Source organism: Rhodophyticola sp. CCM32, assembly GCF_004751985.1.
Lineage (GTDB): Bacteria > Pseudomonadota > Alphaproteobacteria > Rhodobacterales > Rhodobacteraceae > Rhodophyticola.
In genome coordinates, this window is the sequence record NZ_CP038492.1 from 2,888,081 (window position 1) to 2,903,823 (window position 15,743).

The 15,743-nt window shown below is 61.8% G+C and carries 14 protein-coding genes; 8 read left to right on the top strand and 6 right to left on the bottom strand.

Annotation, left to right across the window (positions count from 1 at the left end):
* Positions 1 to 10 precede the first annotated feature (10 nt).
* Together E2K80_RS14055 and E2K80_RS14060 are read left to right on the top strand one after the other, a co-directional pair.
* Complete coding sequence (locus E2K80_RS14055; RefSeq protein WP_135375570.1) at positions 11 to 1,471, top strand: efflux RND transporter periplasmic adaptor subunit; 1,461 nt, start codon at positions 11 to 13, stop codon at positions 1,469 to 1,471.
* Between the two features lie 5 nt (positions 1,472 to 1,476).
* The gene (locus E2K80_RS14060) at positions 1,477 to 4,890 is read left to right on the top strand and encodes an efflux RND transporter permease subunit (RefSeq protein WP_135375571.1); all 3,414 of its coding nucleotides are present in this window, start codon (positions 1,477 to 1,479) and stop codon (positions 4,888 to 4,890) included.
* Positions 4,891 to 4,893: 3 nt separating this feature from the next.
* Here the strand turns inward: E2K80_RS14060 and E2K80_RS14065 are convergent, their stop codons facing one another.
* A complete protein-coding gene (locus E2K80_RS14065; protein ID WP_168193200.1) occupies positions 4,894 to 5,718 on the bottom strand; it encodes a protein-disulfide reductase DsbD domain-containing protein in 825 nt (274 codons plus the stop codon).
* A gap of 116 nt (positions 5,719 to 5,834) precedes the next feature.
* On the opposite strand from E2K80_RS14065, the gene E2K80_RS14070 reads away from it, so the two are divergent.
* A complete protein-coding gene (locus E2K80_RS14070; protein WP_135375573.1) occupies positions 5,835 to 6,425 on the top strand; it encodes a YqgE/AlgH family protein in 591 nt (196 codons plus the stop codon).
* A gap of 33 nt (positions 6,426 to 6,458) precedes the next feature.
* Here the strand turns inward: E2K80_RS14070 and E2K80_RS14075 are convergent, their stop codons facing one another.
* The 3 genes from E2K80_RS14075 to ettA form a co-directional block, all read right to left on the bottom strand.
* Positions 6,459 to 6,731 carry a HigA family addiction module antitoxin gene (locus tag E2K80_RS14075; protein WP_238475545.1) on the bottom strand — a complete coding sequence of 91 codons (273 nt, stop codon included), beginning with the start codon at positions 6,729 to 6,731 and terminating at the stop codon, positions 6,459 to 6,461.
* Positions 6,732 to 6,766: 35 nt separating this feature from the next.
* Positions 6,767 to 6,943, bottom strand: a complete 177-nt coding sequence (locus E2K80_RS14080; protein ID WP_274379225.1) for a type II toxin-antitoxin system RelE/ParE family toxin — start codon at positions 6,941 to 6,943, stop codon at positions 6,767 to 6,769.
* A gap of 278 nt (positions 6,944 to 7,221) precedes the next feature.
* Positions 7,222 to 8,877: an energy-dependent translational throttle protein EttA gene (gene ettA, locus E2K80_RS14085; RefSeq protein WP_135375575.1), complete on the bottom strand. Its 1,656-nt coding sequence runs from the start codon at positions 8,875 to 8,877 to the stop codon at positions 7,222 to 7,224.
* A gap of 291 nt (positions 8,878 to 9,168) precedes the next feature.
* On the opposite strand from ettA, the gene E2K80_RS14090 reads away from it, so the two are divergent.
* The 3 genes from E2K80_RS14090 to E2K80_RS14100 all read left to right on the top strand — a co-directional run bounded on the left by E2K80_RS14090 (position 9,169) and on the right by E2K80_RS14100 (position 11,029).
* Positions 9,169 to 9,702 carry an adenylate kinase gene (locus E2K80_RS14090; protein WP_135375576.1) on the top strand — a complete coding sequence of 178 codons (534 nt, stop codon included), beginning with the start codon at positions 9,169 to 9,171 and terminating at the stop codon, positions 9,700 to 9,702.
* Positions 9,703 to 10,096: 394 nt separating this feature from the next.
* A complete protein-coding gene (locus E2K80_RS14095) occupies positions 10,097 to 10,312 on the top strand; it encodes a hypothetical protein (RefSeq protein ID WP_135375577.1) in 216 nt (71 codons plus the stop codon).
* 114 nt (positions 10,313 to 10,426) lie between these two features.
* Positions 10,427 to 11,029 carry a nicotinate-nucleotide adenylyltransferase gene (locus E2K80_RS14100; RefSeq protein WP_135375578.1) on the top strand — a complete coding sequence of 201 codons (603 nt, stop codon included), beginning with the start codon at positions 10,427 to 10,429 and terminating at the stop codon, positions 11,027 to 11,029.
* Between the two features lie 33 nt (positions 11,030 to 11,062).
* On the opposite strand, the gene E2K80_RS14105 is transcribed toward E2K80_RS14100, so the two are convergent.
* Positions 11,063 to 11,917 (bottom strand): DMT family transporter, encoded by an 855-nt coding sequence (locus E2K80_RS14105; protein WP_135375579.1) that lies wholly within the window; start codon positions 11,915 to 11,917, stop codon positions 11,063 to 11,065.
* 119 nt (positions 11,918 to 12,036) lie between these two features.
* Here E2K80_RS14105 and dacB point away from each other — a divergent pair, with 119 nt between their 5' ends.
* Positions 12,037 to 13,494: a D-alanyl-D-alanine carboxypeptidase/D-alanyl-D-alanine endopeptidase gene (gene dacB, locus E2K80_RS14110; protein ID WP_338014549.1), complete on the top strand. Its 1,458-nt coding sequence runs from the start codon at positions 12,037 to 12,039 to the stop codon at positions 13,492 to 13,494.
* A 21-nt stretch (positions 13,495 to 13,515) separates the two neighbouring features.
* Here the strand turns inward: dacB and E2K80_RS14115 are convergent, their stop codons facing one another.
* Entirely contained in the window at positions 13,516 to 13,935 is a 420-nt protein-coding gene (locus tag E2K80_RS14115; protein WP_135375581.1) for a tellurite resistance TerB family protein, read from the bottom strand.
* Between the two features lie 119 nt (positions 13,936 to 14,054).
* Here E2K80_RS14115 and E2K80_RS14120 point away from each other — a divergent pair, with 119 nt between their 5' ends.
* Positions 14,055 to 15,644 (top strand): lysine--tRNA ligase, encoded by a 1,590-nt coding sequence (locus E2K80_RS14120; protein ID WP_135375582.1) that lies wholly within the window; start codon positions 14,055 to 14,057, stop codon positions 15,642 to 15,644.
* Positions 15,645 to 15,743: the final 99 nt, after the last annotated feature.

Sequence of the window (15,743 nt, forward strand, 5' to 3'; positions counted from 1 at the left end):
AGGCATCTGAATGCGTTTTTTTCGCCGCTCCGTTGTGGGCTTGTTCCTGATTTCGCTGACCATCGGCCTGCTGACGCTGGCCGGAAACACGGTCTATTCCGCGTTGCAGACCCGCTGGGCGGATGAGGGGCGGCCGGGCACGGCGCGCGAGCGGGTGTTCACCGCTGAGGTCCGCACAGTTTTGCCGGAAACCGTCAGCCCGGTTCTGACCGCCTTTGGCGAGGTGCGCAGCCGCCGCACGCTGGAACTGCGCGCGCCGGCAGAGGGGCTGGTGATCGAACTGTCCGAGGGGTTTGAAGATGGCGGCGCGGTTGAGGCCGGGCAGCTTTTGCTGCGCATCGACCCGGCCGAGGCACAATCGGCCCGTGATACTGCCGCGGCCGATCTGCGCGAGGCCGAAGCCGAGTTGCGCGATGCCAGCCGCGCGCTGGCCCTGGCGGTCGAGGATGTTCTTGCGGCCCGGACCCAGGCCGATCTCAGGGCCCGGTCCCTGACCCGGCAGCAGGATCTGGCGGATCGCGGGGTCGGCAGTGCCGCCGCCGTGGAAACCGCCGAACTGGCCGCCGCCACGGCGGATCAGGCGGTGTTGTCCCGTCGTCAGGCCCTGGCCCAGGCCGAAGCGCGGGAGGATCAGGCGGGCAGTGCAATTGACCGCCGGCAGATCGCCCTGGCCGAGGCCGAGCGGGTTCTGGGACAGACCGAACTGACCGCAGGTTTCTCGGGTGTGCTGGCCGAGGTCAATGTGGTTGCGGGCCGTCTGGTCAACCGCAACGAACAGATTGCCCGGCTGATCGACCCGGACGCGCTTGAGGTCGCTTTCCGGGTATCCACCACGCAATATTCCCGTCTTCTGGACGAGGATGGCACCCTTCCGGGCCTGCCCGTGACCGTGGTGCTGGATGTGTTCGGCCTTGACGTGACCGCCCCGGCGGTCCTGACCCGGGAAAGCGGCGCGGTGGAAGAGGGGCAGTCGGGCCGTCTGCTTTTTGCGCAATTGCAGGGGGTGCGGGGCTTTCGTACCGGGGATTTTGTGACCGTGCGGCTGGAGGAAACCCCGCTGGACGATGTCGCGCTTCTGCCTGCCACGGCGGTGGATGCGGATAACCGGGTGCTGGTTCTGGGGGCGGAGGACCGGCTGGAAGAGGCCGGGGTGAGTCTTCTGCGCCGTCAGGGGGATAATATCATCATCCGCGCGCCACCGCTTTACGGGCGCGAGGTTGTGCTGGCCCGCACCCCGGTTCTGGGCGCGGGTATCCGTATCAATCCGCTGCGGCCCGCTGACGGGGACATGCCGGAGATTGCCGCCGACACCGTCGCGCTGGACCCGGATCGCCGCGCCCGGCTGATCGCCTTTGTCGAGGGCAATGCCTTCATCCCGGCGGATGTGAAGGACCGGATGCTGCGGCAGCTCAACCAGGATGAAGTGCCCGCGCGCATGGTTGCCCGGATCGAAGCGCGGATGGGAAGCTGATGGCGATGCGGCGGCTTCCCCTCCGGGCGGGCGGTGTTCTGTCTTATTTCACCCGGCATCGGACCGCTGCCAATCTGCTGCTGGTCATGCTGATCATTCTGGGCCTTGCGGCATTTCCGAATATGCGGGCGCAGTTCTTTCCCGATGTGGTGGTTGATGAGGTTTCGGTCACCGTCACCTGGGAGGGCGCCGGGGCCGAAGATGTGGATGAGGTGATCATCGCGGTGATGGAGCCGCGGCTTCTGGTGGTCGAAGGGGTGACGGAATCAAGCTCGACAGCGCGCGAGGGCCGCGCCTTGATCGAACTGGAGTTTGAACCGGGCTGGGATATGGGCCGCGCCGCCGATGATGTGCAGGCCACCGTCGACACGATTTCCGACCTGCCGGAAGATGCCGATGACCCAAGCGTGCGGCGCGGGGCCTGGCGCGACCGGGTCACGGATGTGGTGATCAGCGGCCCGGTCAGTGTCGATCAGATCGGGCGGTTTGCGGATGAATTCGTGGCGCGCCTGTTTGTCAGCGGCGTCACACGCGCCACGATCCGGGGTGTTGCCGCGCCCGAGACGATTGTCGAGGTGCCCTCGGCCGCGCTGATCCGCCATGACATCTCCATGTCCGAGATTGCCGAGGCCATTGCCGCAGAGGCCGATACCGCCCCGGCGGGCGATGTGGACAGTGCCAATGCCCGTGTGCGCACCGGCACCGCCCGGCGGAGTGCCGAGCAGATCGCGGGGATTGTGCTGCGCAACGATGCGGATGGCTCCACCCTGACCATCGGGCAGATCGCCACGATCACCAGCGAAGGGGTGGACCGTGAGCGGGCCTATTTCGTGGGCGATAACCCGGCGATTTCGATCCGCGTGGACCGGACCGATCAGGGCGATGCCATCGGCATTCAGGAAACCGTGCAATCGGTCGCTGACGAAATGCAGCTGACCCTGCCCCGGGGGGTTTCGATTGATCTGATCCGCACCCGGGCGGAAGCGATCTCTGCGCGCCTGAACATCCTGCTTGATAACGGGTTGCTGGGGCTTGGTCTGGTGGTTCTGCTGCTGTTTCTGTTTCTGAATGCGCGCACCGCCTTCTGGGTCGCGGCGGGGATTCCCGTGGCCATGCTGGCGGCGATTGCGCTGATGTATGTGGCGGGCCTGACCTTCAACATGATCTCGCTTTTCGCGTTGATCATCACGCTTGGGATCGTTGTGGATGACGCGATTGTCGTGGGCGAGCATGCGGATTTCCGGGCGCGCACCCTGGGGGAGGACCCGGTGGTTGCCGCGGAAACCGCCGCCAACCGGATGGCGGCCCCGGTCTTCTCGGCGACGCTGACCACCATTCTGGCATTCGCCGGGCTGGTGGCGGTTGGCGGGCGGTTCGGAGAACTGATTGCCGATATCCCGTTCACGGTGATCGTGGTGCTGACCGCAAGTCTGGTGGAATGTTTCATCATCCTGCCCAATCACATGGCCCATGCCCTGGCCCATTCGGCCCGGGATCATTGGTATGACTGGCCCTCGCGGCAGGTGAATAAAGGGTTTGAATGGGTGCGCGAACATCTGTTCCGGCCCCTGATGCGGCTTGTGATCCGGGCGCGATATCCGGTTCTGGCGGCGGTGATCCTGCTGCTGGCGACACAGATTGCGGTGTTTGTGCGGGGCGATGTGACCTGGCGGTTTTTCAACGCGCCGGAACTGTCCAGCGTTTCGGGCAATTTCGCGATGCTGGACGGGGCCACACGCGATGACAGCCGGGCGATGATGCGCGAGATGCAGCGCGCCACCGATACGGTCGCGGCCCGCTACGAGGCGGAATACGGCACCAACCCGCTGCACTATGTGCTGGCCGAGGTCGGGGGCAGCACGGGCCGGGGGCTGACCGCAGCGGATAACAAGGAGGCGGATCTTCTGGGCTCCATCGCGATTGAGCTGATCGACGCCGATCTGCGCCCCTATTCCTCGTTCCAGTTTGTGGCGGATTTGCAGGATGAGGTCCGGCAATTGCCCCTGACCGAGGCGGTCAGTTTTCGTGGCTGGCGCGGCGGGCCCGGTGGTGACGCGCTGGATGTGCAGTTGTTCGGCGCGGAAACCGATGTTCTGAAAGCCGCCGCCGAGGCGGTCAAAACCGCGCTGATCGGGTTCCCCGAGATTTCCGCGCTGGAAGACAGTCTGGCCTATGACCGGGAGGAGTTGAGCCTTGAGCTGACCCCGCAGGGCCGGGCGCTTGGGTTCGAAATCGGCGATCTGGGCCGGGTGTTGCGCCATCGGCTTGGCGGGATCGAGGCGGCGACCTACCCTTCGGGCATCCGCACCGGTGCCATTCGGGTCGAACTGCCCCGGGGGGAACTGACCGCCGATTTCCTCGACCGGACATTGTTGAGGGCGCAAAGCGGGGAATATGTGCCCCTGGCCGATATTGTCACTGTGTCGGCCCGCACCGGATTTTCCACCATCAACCGGGAAAACGGCCTGCGCATCGTGTCGGTGACCGGGGATGTCTCTGAAGATGACCCGACCCGCGCCGAGGCGATCATGACAGACCTGCGCGAACGCATCCTGCCGGGGGTCGAGGCCGATTACGGGGTTTCCTCGACCCTTGCCGGTCTGGCGGAACAGGAACGGGCTTTCCTGGATGATGCCGCGGTTGGGTTCGCCTTGTGTCTGATCGGGATTTATCTGGTTCTGGCCTGGATTTTCGCCAGCTGGACCCGGCCCGTGGTGGTGATGGCGGTCATCCCTTTCGGCCTGATCGGCACGATTTACGGCCATGCGGTCTGGGACGTGCCGTTGAGCATGTTCACGGTGGTGGGGCTGATCGGGATGACCGGTATCATCATCAATGATTCCATCGTGCTGGTGACGACAGTGGATGAATATGCGGAAGACCGGGGGCTGATCCCGGCAATTCTGGATGGCACGGCGGATCGGTTGAGACCGGTCTTGCTGACCACGCTGACCACGGTTCTGGGTCTTGCCCCGCTGTTGTTCGAAGGGTCGCAACAGGCGCAGTTCCTGAAACCCACGGTGATCACGCTGGTCTATGGTCTGGGCTTCGGGCTGGGTGTGGTGCTGCTGGTTGTGCCGGCGATCCTGGCGATGCAGCAGGATGTGGGCAAACAGATCCGCGCGTTTTACCGGGCGGTCACGATCACGGTCACGGGCCGGGCCCGGGCGCCGGGTCTGGGCGCTGCGATTGCCGGACTCAGCCTTGCGGTTGCGGCGCTGTTCGCGGCAACTCTGGGGGCGGTTCTGGTGAACGGAGAGATTGCGGCGCCCCTGGCCGGGCTGATGCCGTTTGCGGCAAGCTCTGCCACCGGCGCGCTGGTCGGGTTTGTGACCGGAACGGCGGGTTTGTGCGGTCTTGCATGGCTGACCGGGGCGCTGGCCCATGGGCTGGCACAGCGCAGACACCGGCACGCCTGAGCCTCAGCCGTGGCAGCCTTGCAGTTCGATTGCCATATGACTGCCCAGAACCGTAATCTTCAGGTCGGACCGGTTCATCGCAAAGGGCCCTGCATCCGCAGGCACAACATCTGCGGCGGCGGTAATGATATCCCCGTCGCGCTCTGCGGTTGTCTCGGAAATCCAGATGCCGGGGTCAGGCAATTCGAAAACCACGGTTTCATTCTCGCCCACCGATGGCGCGCGCACCCGGACTTCAACCCTCAACCCGTCTGAAATGGGTGTCACTGCGCAGGTGGCATGACCTGCCCCGGATTCTGCCCCGCTGAGAGGCCGGTCGGACAGCGCGGCGGCAATCAGAGGATCCCGGCGCCCACCCGGTGACAAAACCCCCTCCAGATCGACGGTGACCGGCATGCAGACATCCTGACACACGCCCAGATCAATCTGGCCTTCAATCAGGAAGGTTCCATTTTCCGAAACCATGAATTCGAGCGGCAGGATCACATCTCCGTGATATCCGATGCTGCGCATGCCGTTGTTGAAGAACACCTCCGGTCTTGGCCAGTGGATCGACATGCCATCGACCCCCTCGACCGGGTCCAGCCGAAGCCGCGGGGGGATGCCCCCCTGACCCGGCGCGCGCCAATAGGTTTTCCAGCCCGGGGCCATGGTTATATGTATCGCGGCCATATGATGATTGGCTTCACTGCGCCAGCCTTCCAGCAGGCGCACCTGAACCACTTCATCCAGTGATTGCCCGGCAAACTGGGCAGAGACCGGCGCTATGGCCGACAGAGCCAGCAGAATTGCGGCGGCACAGGCGGGGAGAGAGACATATTTCAACATGGCGATTTCTCTAGAGGCCTGTGGGCGAAAAGGAAAATCACGTTTTCGGCGGAACATCGCTGTTCTCAGCGAAACCCGGCCTTGTACCGCAGCGATATCGGTCACATGCTTGGGTCATGAGCCCCGAAACCGTCCCCAGTGATCTGACCGGCCAGTTGTTGATTGCGATGCCCGGCATGGGCGATCCGCGATTTCACGGCAGCGTGGTGTTCCTGTGCGCCCATTCCGAAGATGGCGCCATGGGGCTGATCGTGAACAAGGCGATCACCGAACTGACCTTTGCCGAGATACTGGAGCAACTGGATATTCCCGCCCGGTCCGCGCCGATGCTTCCGATCTGCTTTGGTGGCCCGGTCGAGACCGGGCGTGGCTTTGTTCTGCATTCCGCGGAATATGCCCCGCGCACCCGCGATGCGGCCGAAGACGGAACCCTGCGGGTCGATACCCGGTTCTCGATGACCGCCACGCTGGATATCCTGCGCTATCTGGCCGATGGAACCGGCCCGGAACAGGCATTGCTGACGCTTGGCTATGCCGGATGGGGGCCGGGGCAGCTGGAACGTGAAATCCGCGACAATGGCTGGCTGACCTGCGCGGCCTCCCCCACGCTGGTCTTCGGCCATCGGATGCAAGGCAAATGGGAGGCCGCCCTGGCCAGCCTTGGCGTGGACCCGCTGATGCTGTCGCCGGTGGCCGGGCATGCCTGAGCGGTCTGGCTGATTGCGTGCGGCAGAGGCGGCTTAGACGCGCAGCGGCTCGATATGGCTGACATCCACCTGCGTATGCGTGATGTCATGATTGATCTGCATATTCATCCAGAATTGCGGTGTGGTTCCGAAGAAACGCGCCAGCCGAAAGGCGGTGTCCGGGGTCATTGAGGTGGTGCCCTTCGTCAACCGTTCGATACGGGTGCGTGGTACGCCGAGGCGTTTGGCAAGCTGACCCTCGCTCAGGCAGAGCGGCAGCAGGAATTCATGTTTGAGAATTGCACCGGGATGCACCGGATTTTTCAATGTCGCATGCAAGGATCAATCCCCAATCTCTACCATCAATGGTAGTCTGTCAGTTCAACATCAGCAGGACCGGCCCGGGTCCAGATAAAGCAGATCCGCCACTGGTCATTGATGCGGATCGAATGCTGCCCCGCGCGATTGCCTTTTAACGCTTCAAGCCGGTTGGCGGGCGGGACGCGCAAGTCGTTCAGGGTGTCCGCAGCATCAAGCATTGTTATTTTCCGCGTTGCGGCTTCGAAAATTTCCGCCGGGAAGCCTTTCGTGGACGTCCGTCAAGAACGGACAGGATCAGCTTGCCTTTGGTGCTTTGGATCATGGCGGAATGTATCTCGGCGTGATACTTTTATCAAGCTGGGATACGCAGGCTAGCTGTGAGCGAAATCGTTTTAATCTGCACCATCACTCATCGAAATTCGCATTCTATAGCGTGTCGACTTACTGTTGAAACGCCTTTCGCTGCCTTTCGCCTTCGGCTCAAACGCGAAAATATTCACCGCACAAATTTCTTATACTTCACGCGTTTCGGTTCCAGCGCATCCGGCCCCAACCGCCGTTTCTTGTCTTCTTCATAAGCCGAGAAATCGCCCTCGAACCATTCCACATGGGCTTCGCCCTCAAAGGCCAGGATATGGGTGCAGATCCGGTCAAGGAAAAACCGGTCATGCGAGATGACCACGGCGCAGCCCGCGAAATCACTCAGGGCGTCTTCCAGTGCGCGCAGGGTTTCCACATCCAGATCATTGGTGGGTTCGTCCAGCAGCAGGACATTCCCGCCCGAGCGGAGCAGTTTCGCCATATGCACCCGGTTGCGTTCCCCGCCCGACAGCTGGCCGACCTTTTTCTGCTGGTCGCCGCCCTTGAAGTTGAAGGCCGAGCAATAGGCGCGGGAGTTCATCTGGGCGTCGCCCAGTTCGATGATCTCGGCCCCGCCCGAGATTTCCTCCCACACGGTGGATTCACCTGTCAGCGCGTCGCGGGACTGGTCCACATAGGCCAGATCCACCGTATCGCCATATTCCAGCGTACCGGCATCGGGGTCTTCCTGCCCGGTCAGCATGCGGAAAAGCGTCGATTTTCCGGCGCCGTTGGGGCCGATCACGCCGACAATGCCACCCGGGGGCAGGGCAAAGCTCAACCCCTCGATCAGCTGCTTTTCACCGTAATGCTTGGCCAGCCCCTCCACCTCGATCACCTTGCCCCCAAGGCGCGGGCCGTTCGGGATGATGATCTGCGCCCGCGAAAGCTTCTCGCGTTCCGACTGGCCGGCGAGGTCTTCATAGGCGTTGATCCGGGCTTTCTGCTTGGCCTGGCGGGCCTTGGCGCCCTGCCTGATCCAGTCCAGCTCACGTTCCAGCGTTTTCTGGCGCGATTTGTCTTCGCGGGCTTCCTGGGCCAGGCGTTTGGCCTTCTGTTCCAGCCAGGCAGAGTAATTGCCCTCATAAGGGATGCCCCGGCCCCGATCCAGTTCAAGGATCCAGCCGGTGATATCGTCCAGGAAATACCGGTCATGGGTGACGATCAGGATCGTGCCCTTATAGTCGATCAGATGCTGTTGCAGCCAGGCAATGGTTTCCGCGTCCAGATGGTTGGTGGGCTCATCCAGCAGCAGCATGTCAGGCGCTTCCAGCAGCAGCTTGCACAGCGCCACGCGGCGACGTTCCCCGCCGGACAGATGTTCGGGCATCGCCTCATCGGGGGGGCAGCGCAGGGCCTCCATCGCGACGTCGATCTGGCTGTCGAGATCCCACAGGTTGTTGCTGTCGATCTCATCCTGCAATTCCGCCATTTCATCGGCGGTCTCATCGGAATAATTCATCGCCAGCTCATTGAACCGGTCCAGCTTGGCCTTTTTTTCGGCCACACCCAGCATGACATTGTCACGGACCGACAGGGTTTCATCCAGGGCCGGTTCCTGCGGCAGATAGCCGACCCGCGCCCCTTCTGCCGCCCAGGCCTCGCCCGAGAAATCCTTGTCGAGACCGGCCATGATTTTCATCAGCGTGGATTTCCCCGCGCCATTCACACCGACAACGCCGATCTTCACACCGGGCAGAAAGCTCAACCGGACATTTTCAAAACATTTCTTGCCACCCGGATAGGTCTTCGAGACGCCGTCCATGTGATACACATATTGATAGCTGGCCATGGGGGATGCTCCACTCGGGGGTCAGGGTTCCGGCTGTCTTACTGGGGTGTCGCGCGATGGGCAATCGGGTGCAGGGGATTTCGGCTGATTTGGAATGTCGCACAGGTTTGGCACAATGCGGGCGATTTTCTGTGTCAGATCAAAGAGCCACGCCATGCAATTCCGACCCGGACCGGACTTTTGTTATGCGTGGTACGGGGTGCGCTGTGGGGGACTTTGCGATCGTTGCACGGAAACGTGGTTGTAGCTATTCGGGGCCACATAAGCATTGGTTCGTCCGGGGTATTTGTCATGTCTGAGAAATTTGAGATGCCAGACTTCCAACCTAACGAACTTGATAGAACCGTTATCATTGGCAACACCGCATCAGGCAAAAGCTGGCTTTCAAAACGTCTGGGCGAAAAGCTGTCATTGAGTGTTGTCGACCTTGACCAAATACGTTGGGTTGATGGAGATTACAGCCGCAAAGAATCCGTCTCTGTCGCTATCGCGAAGACATCAGAAAAGGCGCAACAGGAACAATGGATTATCGAAGGTGTCTATGGATGGTTAGTCAGCCCAATCATTGATCGCGTTACGTGTCTAATCTGGACTGACATTCCTTGGTCCGAAAGCCGGAGGAACCTGTTCGCGAGGGAGACGGCGCGCGGATCAATCGGTAACTTCAAAGAACTAGAGGCGTGGTCAGGGGATTACTGGAACAGGAAGTCAGCTTCATCCTACCATGCTCATCTTGCTATTTATGAGGGTTTCAAAGGCTCTAAATATCGTTTGAATAACATGAACGAAACTTCAGGTTTTGTCGACCGCATAGAGCAAAGCTGAAGAACATCGGTTGGTAGGTCTGGCCTCTCCTGAGACATTCGCCGCATCTCCGCCCCGAGCTCCGTTTCCCGATTTTGCTTCAGTTGATGACCTGAAGGTCAAAACCATCTGACGCTTAACAGATGGTGAAAAAGCAACGGTTTTCCGCCGATCCCGGCGGCGGGCGCTATTCTGTGTTGCGCAGGTTCGGGGCCTGCGGGTATCCAGCGCGCACTGAAACCCCTCAATGAGGAAAACCCATGGAATTCATCATCGCCCCCCGTGTGGCCCTTGGCGGCCTGACACCGTAGACGCGGCGCGATCAGTATTCCTGTTCGAAGGCCGCCCATGACGCGGCCTTTTTTTATGTTCCGACCTCATGCGGCGGCTTTCCATCATGATTGGAGAGCACGACATGTCACCCCTACAGATCAAGACCCGGATTTTGCCTTTTGGCCGTTTGCTGAGACTGCTGGCCAAACCGTTCACCCGATCCAAAACCAGCAGGCGGCGCTTGCCGCCACCGGTCGATATCCCGGATTATTTGCGCAGCGATGTGGGCCTGCTGCCGCGGACCCGGCGCCCGCGGGTTGCTGATCCGCCCCGGATCAATCCGCTGAACCTGCGGTAAGCTTTGCGTCCGGTCCGGCACATGTCGGGCCGGAACACGCAGTTTTGCTTTGCGTTCAAGGGTTTGGCCTGCTACCAGAACGGCCTGTTTCATTCGGTTGCAAGGTCACCCCTGATGGTCGCTGGCTTTCCGACAGCTTTGCCCGGCCTGCGCGTGGGTCTGTTTGGCGGGTCTTTTGACCCGCCCCATGCGGGGCATGTGCATATCAGCCGCGAAGCGTTGAAGCGTTTCGGGCTGGATCGGGTCTGGTGGCTTGTCTCCCCCGGCAATCCGCTGAAACCGGAAGGCCCGGCGCGGCTGGACCGGCGGATGGAGGCCGCGCGCGCCCTGGTGCGCCACCCCCGTGTTGTGGTGACGGATATCGAGGCGCAGCTTGGCACCCGGTACACGGCCGAGACATTGGCGCGGCTTTTCGCGCTTTATCCCGGTGTGCGCTTTGTCTGGCTGATGGGCGCCGACAATCTGGCCGAATTCCACCATTGGCAGCGGTGGGAATGGATCATGCGACATGTGCCGGTTGGCGTGATGGCCCGGCCCGGACAGCGGATTTCGGCCCGGACCTCAAAGGCGGCGCAGATGTTTCGCCACTATAAACTGCCCGCCGCCGCAGCCCCGCGGCTGGCGCTGTCCGCGCCGCCTGCCTGGTGCTTTCTGAATGTGCCGATGGTGGATGTCTCCTCCAGCGAGATCCGGGCGCGGGGGGATTGGGTGCGCTGACGGTATGGATTTAAAGGGGGCCTGACCCTAGGATCATTGCGGTCTGGATATGGGCAATGCCAGCGAGGCGAAGCCCGAGATCAGCAGCAGCGCAAGGCCGGTCAGTGCCAGCGCATCGGGGAAATCACCGAAGATCAGCCAGCCAAGCGCCGTTGCGGCCAGCAACTGGGTATAGACAAAGGGCGCAAGAGTTGAGGCCGGGGCCATGCGCAGCGCAAGGATCAAAAGCAGGTTGCCCAGCATCGACCCAAGCGCCGAAAGGCCGGTCAGCCCTGCGACAGGGAGGGTCACGGGCGGCAGGTTGGTCAGGCCGAACGGGGCCAGAACCAGCGCCCCGATCACCAGTTGCGAGAACAGGAGCGCACGGGGCCGGGCCACGCCCGATAACCAGCGCGAGGCTGTCATGTAAGCGCCATAGAACAGCCCGGCCAGAACCGCAAACCCGATACCGGGTGTCATGCCGGGCCCGGGTTTCACCACCAGAAGAACACCTGCAAAGCCGATGAAAAGCAAAAGCGTGCGGGCCAGGGTAATGGGTTCTCGCAGCAGCCAGGCCGACAAGAGATACCCAAGGATCGGGCCGATAAAAAACGCGCCGAAAACATTGGCAATCGGTTCCGTCTTCAGCGCGGTCAGGATCGAGGTGATGCCAAGCGCAATCAACAGGGCCCGAAGCCAGATGCGCCAGTCAAGAAACAGGCGCCGCGGCGTCAGGTGCAGCACGAAAGGCGCCAGCAGCAGCGCGCCAAGGGCAAAGCGGCTCCACGCCACAAAAAACGGCGCGGTGTCGTGACCGGCAGTGAGAAGTTTCCCGGCACTGTCGCCGATCGGGATCAGGGTCATTGCCAGAAGTATCAGGGGCAGCGCGCGCAGCGTGTCGGATTGCATACCCCCGCATATGAGGTTTTTGTGAAGGCCGAAAGGCTTGAGCCTTGCCGCGTGCTGCGGTTTAGTTGCGGGGAACGACAAGGTCATTTGTTAAAATGCTTTCACGGCGTGTATTTTTAGTGGGTGGGGCTTTTGCGGGATTATCGCAACCGGGATGGGCGCAGCCACCGGAGGTCTCCCTGCGGCCCTGGGTCCGGCCTGAAGGTCTGTGGCGCCGGTCGATCCCGTCGCCTGCCGCGCTGATTGCCGAGGCCGGTCTGGGCGGGCGTGTGGGGTTTGCCGTTGCCGATGCCCGAAGCGGCGAGATGCTGGAAACGGAAAGCCCGCTTTACGGCATGCCGCCTGCCAGCGTTGCCAAGGCGATCACATGCGCCTACGGGCTGGACCGGCTGGGCCCGGGCTATCGGTTCCGAACGCGGCTGATGGCGGCCGGCCCGGTGACAAACGGGCGGCTTGACGGTGATCTCTGGCTGGTGGGCGGCGGTGACCCCTTGCTTGACACGGATCAGTTGAACGCAATGGCGCGCAGATTGCGGGAAACCGGTCTGCGCGAGGTGACCGGGCGCCTGATGCTGGCCGCCGATGCGCTGCCCTATATTCGCCAGATCGACGCGGAACAGCCGGATCATGTGGGCTACAACCCGGCAATCTCCGGGCTGAACCTGAATTTCAACCGGGTGCATTTCGAATGGGCGCGCGCGGGCAACGGTTATAGCGTGCAGCTGGATGCCCGGTCGGAAACCCTGCGCCCGCCGGTGGCGCGGATGCGGATGCGCGTGGCGGATCGTAACATCCCGGTTTACACCTATGAGGAACGTGACGGGCGCGAGAACTGGACCGTGGCGCGGGGTGCGCTGGGCAATGGCGGCAGCCGCTGGTTGCCGGTGCGCCGCCCGCCTCTGTATGCCGCCGAGGTGTTTCAGGTTCTGGCGCGGTCGAACGGGATTGTGCTGGAGGGACCGGGGCAGGGTGCGTTGCCCGCAGGCGCCAGCGTTCTGGTGGAGAATGTCAGCGATCCGCTGGAGGATATCCTGCGCGGCATGATGCGCTGGTCCACCAATATCACGGCCGAGACGGTCGGGTTGAGCGCCAGTATCGCAGGCGGGGCAGCGCCGGGCTCGCTGAGCGCCTCGGCGGCAGAGATGAACGGCTGGATGCAGACCCGGCTTGGCGCGCGGCACACGGCCTTTGTGGACCATTCCGGTCTGGGAGAGGCCAGCCGGGTCCGCCCGCAGGACATGACCCATGCGCTGGTGGCCGCCGGGGCCGATGGCATGCTGCGCCGGTTGATGAAACACATTGCAATGCGTGACGCCGATGGCAATCTGATGCCCGATCATCCGGTTGCTGTGGTGGCCAAGACCGGCACGCTGAATTTCGTAAGCTCGCTGGCGGGTTATGCCCGGGCGCCCACGGGGCGGGATTTCGCCTTTACGATTTTCTGCGCCGATCTGGACCGGCGCGGGGCGCTTGGCCCGGCAGAGGTGGAACGCCCCGATGGCGGGCGCAGCTATACCCGCCGGGCCAAGCGGTTGCAGCAGCAGCTGATTGAACGCTGGGCGGCGATCTATGGGTAAGGCGATGGAAGACGGTAGCTGTCAGAGCACCATGTGCCGGGCCCGCGCACCGCGTTCGATGGCGGCTGCATGCAACCGGTCAATATCGAACTGATAGCGAATCTCCATCAGGAATTCCAACTCGGTCTGGCGCAGTTTCCCGTCAGCGGCAGCCACATCACAGGCCAGCGCATAGGCGGTTTCATAAAGACGTTCGGGCAGGGCGTTCTTGATCAGGCCGAACAGGGCATCAAGCCCGTCTTCCTCTTCAAACAGGTCAAACACGGTTTGTGAGACCTGTTTCATCCGATCCGCGTCATATTTGGCGAATACCGGCAAATGGTTGACCAGTTCCTGGATCGTCACAAGCTCGGCCGTGCGGATGTTTTCGTCGGACACAGAGACCGCAACCATGACGGCAACCAATGCATCCTGGGCGGAAAGGGCGGTATCATCGGTCATCTTTGGTCTCTCCTGTCGGCGATATGCATCACTGGAATTTATTGACCCGCGCGGCCCGGGGCAATAGGTGCAGGCGACGCGCGGCAAGGTGGCGCGGCAGTGAACAGGAAAACCCCGATATGACCGATTTGCGTGATGCAGCCCTCAATTCCAGGGCCTGGCCCTTTGAAGAGGCGCGGCGCCTGGTCAAACGGTACGAAAAAGCGCCGCCCGAAAAGGGGTATGTGCTGTTTGAAACCGGCTATGGGCCGTCGGGCCTGCCGCATATCGGCACGTTCGGTGAAGTGCTGCGCACAACCATGGTGCGCCGCGCCTTTGAAAACCTGTCGGACATCCCCACCAAGCTGATCTGCTTTTCCGATGATATGGACGGAATGCGGAAAGTGCCGGACAATGTGCCGAACCCCGGGATGCTGGCCGAGTATCTGCAAATGCCGCTGACCTCGGTCCCCGATCCGTTTGATGAATATGAAAGTTTTGGCCATCACAACAACGCCATGCTGCGGCGGTTTCTGGACACGTTCGGGTTTCAGTACGAGTTTTATTCCGCGCGTGAGTTTTATCGCTCGGGCCAGTTTGATGCGACGCTGCTGCGCGCGGCTGAGCGTTATGACGATCTGATGGCGGTGATGCTGAAATCGCTGCGTGAGGAACGGCAGCAGACCTATTCGATCTTTCTGCCGATCCATCCCGAAACCGGCCGGGTGCTGTATGTGCCGATCAAACATGTGGATGCGGCGGAGGGCACGGTGACGTTCGATGATGACACCGGACGGGAATGGACGCTGCCGGTCACCGGCGGGCATGTGAAGCTGCAATGGAAGCCGGATTTCGGGGCGCGCTGGGCCGCGCTGGGCGTGGATTGGGAAAGCTATGGCAAGGAACATGCCCCCAATACGGCGATCTATTCGGCGATCTGTTCCAGACTGGGCGGCACCCCGCCGCAGGTTTTCACCTATGAGCTGTTTCTGGACGAGAACGGGCAGAAAATCTCGAAATCCACGGGCAACGGGATCAGCATTGATGAATGGCTCAGCTATGCCTCGACCGAAAGCCTCAGCTATTTCATGTATCAAAAACCCAAAACCGCGAAACGGATGCATTTCGATGTGATCCCCAGGGCGGTGGATGAATACCACCAGCAGTTGCGCGCCTATGCGGGGCAGGACACAGCCGCCCGACTGAACAACCCTGTGTTCCATATCCATGGGCATAATGTGCCGGCCTCGAATATGGTGGTCAGCTTTTCGATGCTGCTTAATCTGGCCTCTGTGGCGCATGCCAAGGATAAAGAGGCGCTTTGGGGGTTCATCCGGCGCTATGCGCCCGATGCCAGCCCCGAAACCCATCCCGATCTGGATCAGGCGGCGGGGTTTGCGCTGCGCTATTACGATGATTTCGTGAAGCCGCATAAGGCGTTCCGTCTGGCCGATGAGAAAGAGGCCGCGGCAATGCGCGATCTGACCGACCGGCTTGGCGCCTATGACGGGCCGCTGGAGGATGAGGCATTGCAGACCATCGTTTTCGCCGTCGGTAAGGCGCATGGGTTCGAACCGCTGCGCGACTGGTTCAAGGCGCTTTACGAGGTGTTGCTGGGGGCCAGCCAGGGCCCGCGCTTTGGCGGGTTCGTGGCGCTTTATGGCGTGTCCGAAACCGTGCAGCTGATCGAGGATGGTCTGGCAGGCAAACTGGTGGGGCTGAACACCTGAAGCCTTTTCCGATGTGGTCTGTTCCGGGTTTCAGGCGAAACGCCGTGGTGCCAGATGCACCGGGAGGCTTGGAAAACTCCAGTTTTCCACGCGGAATTC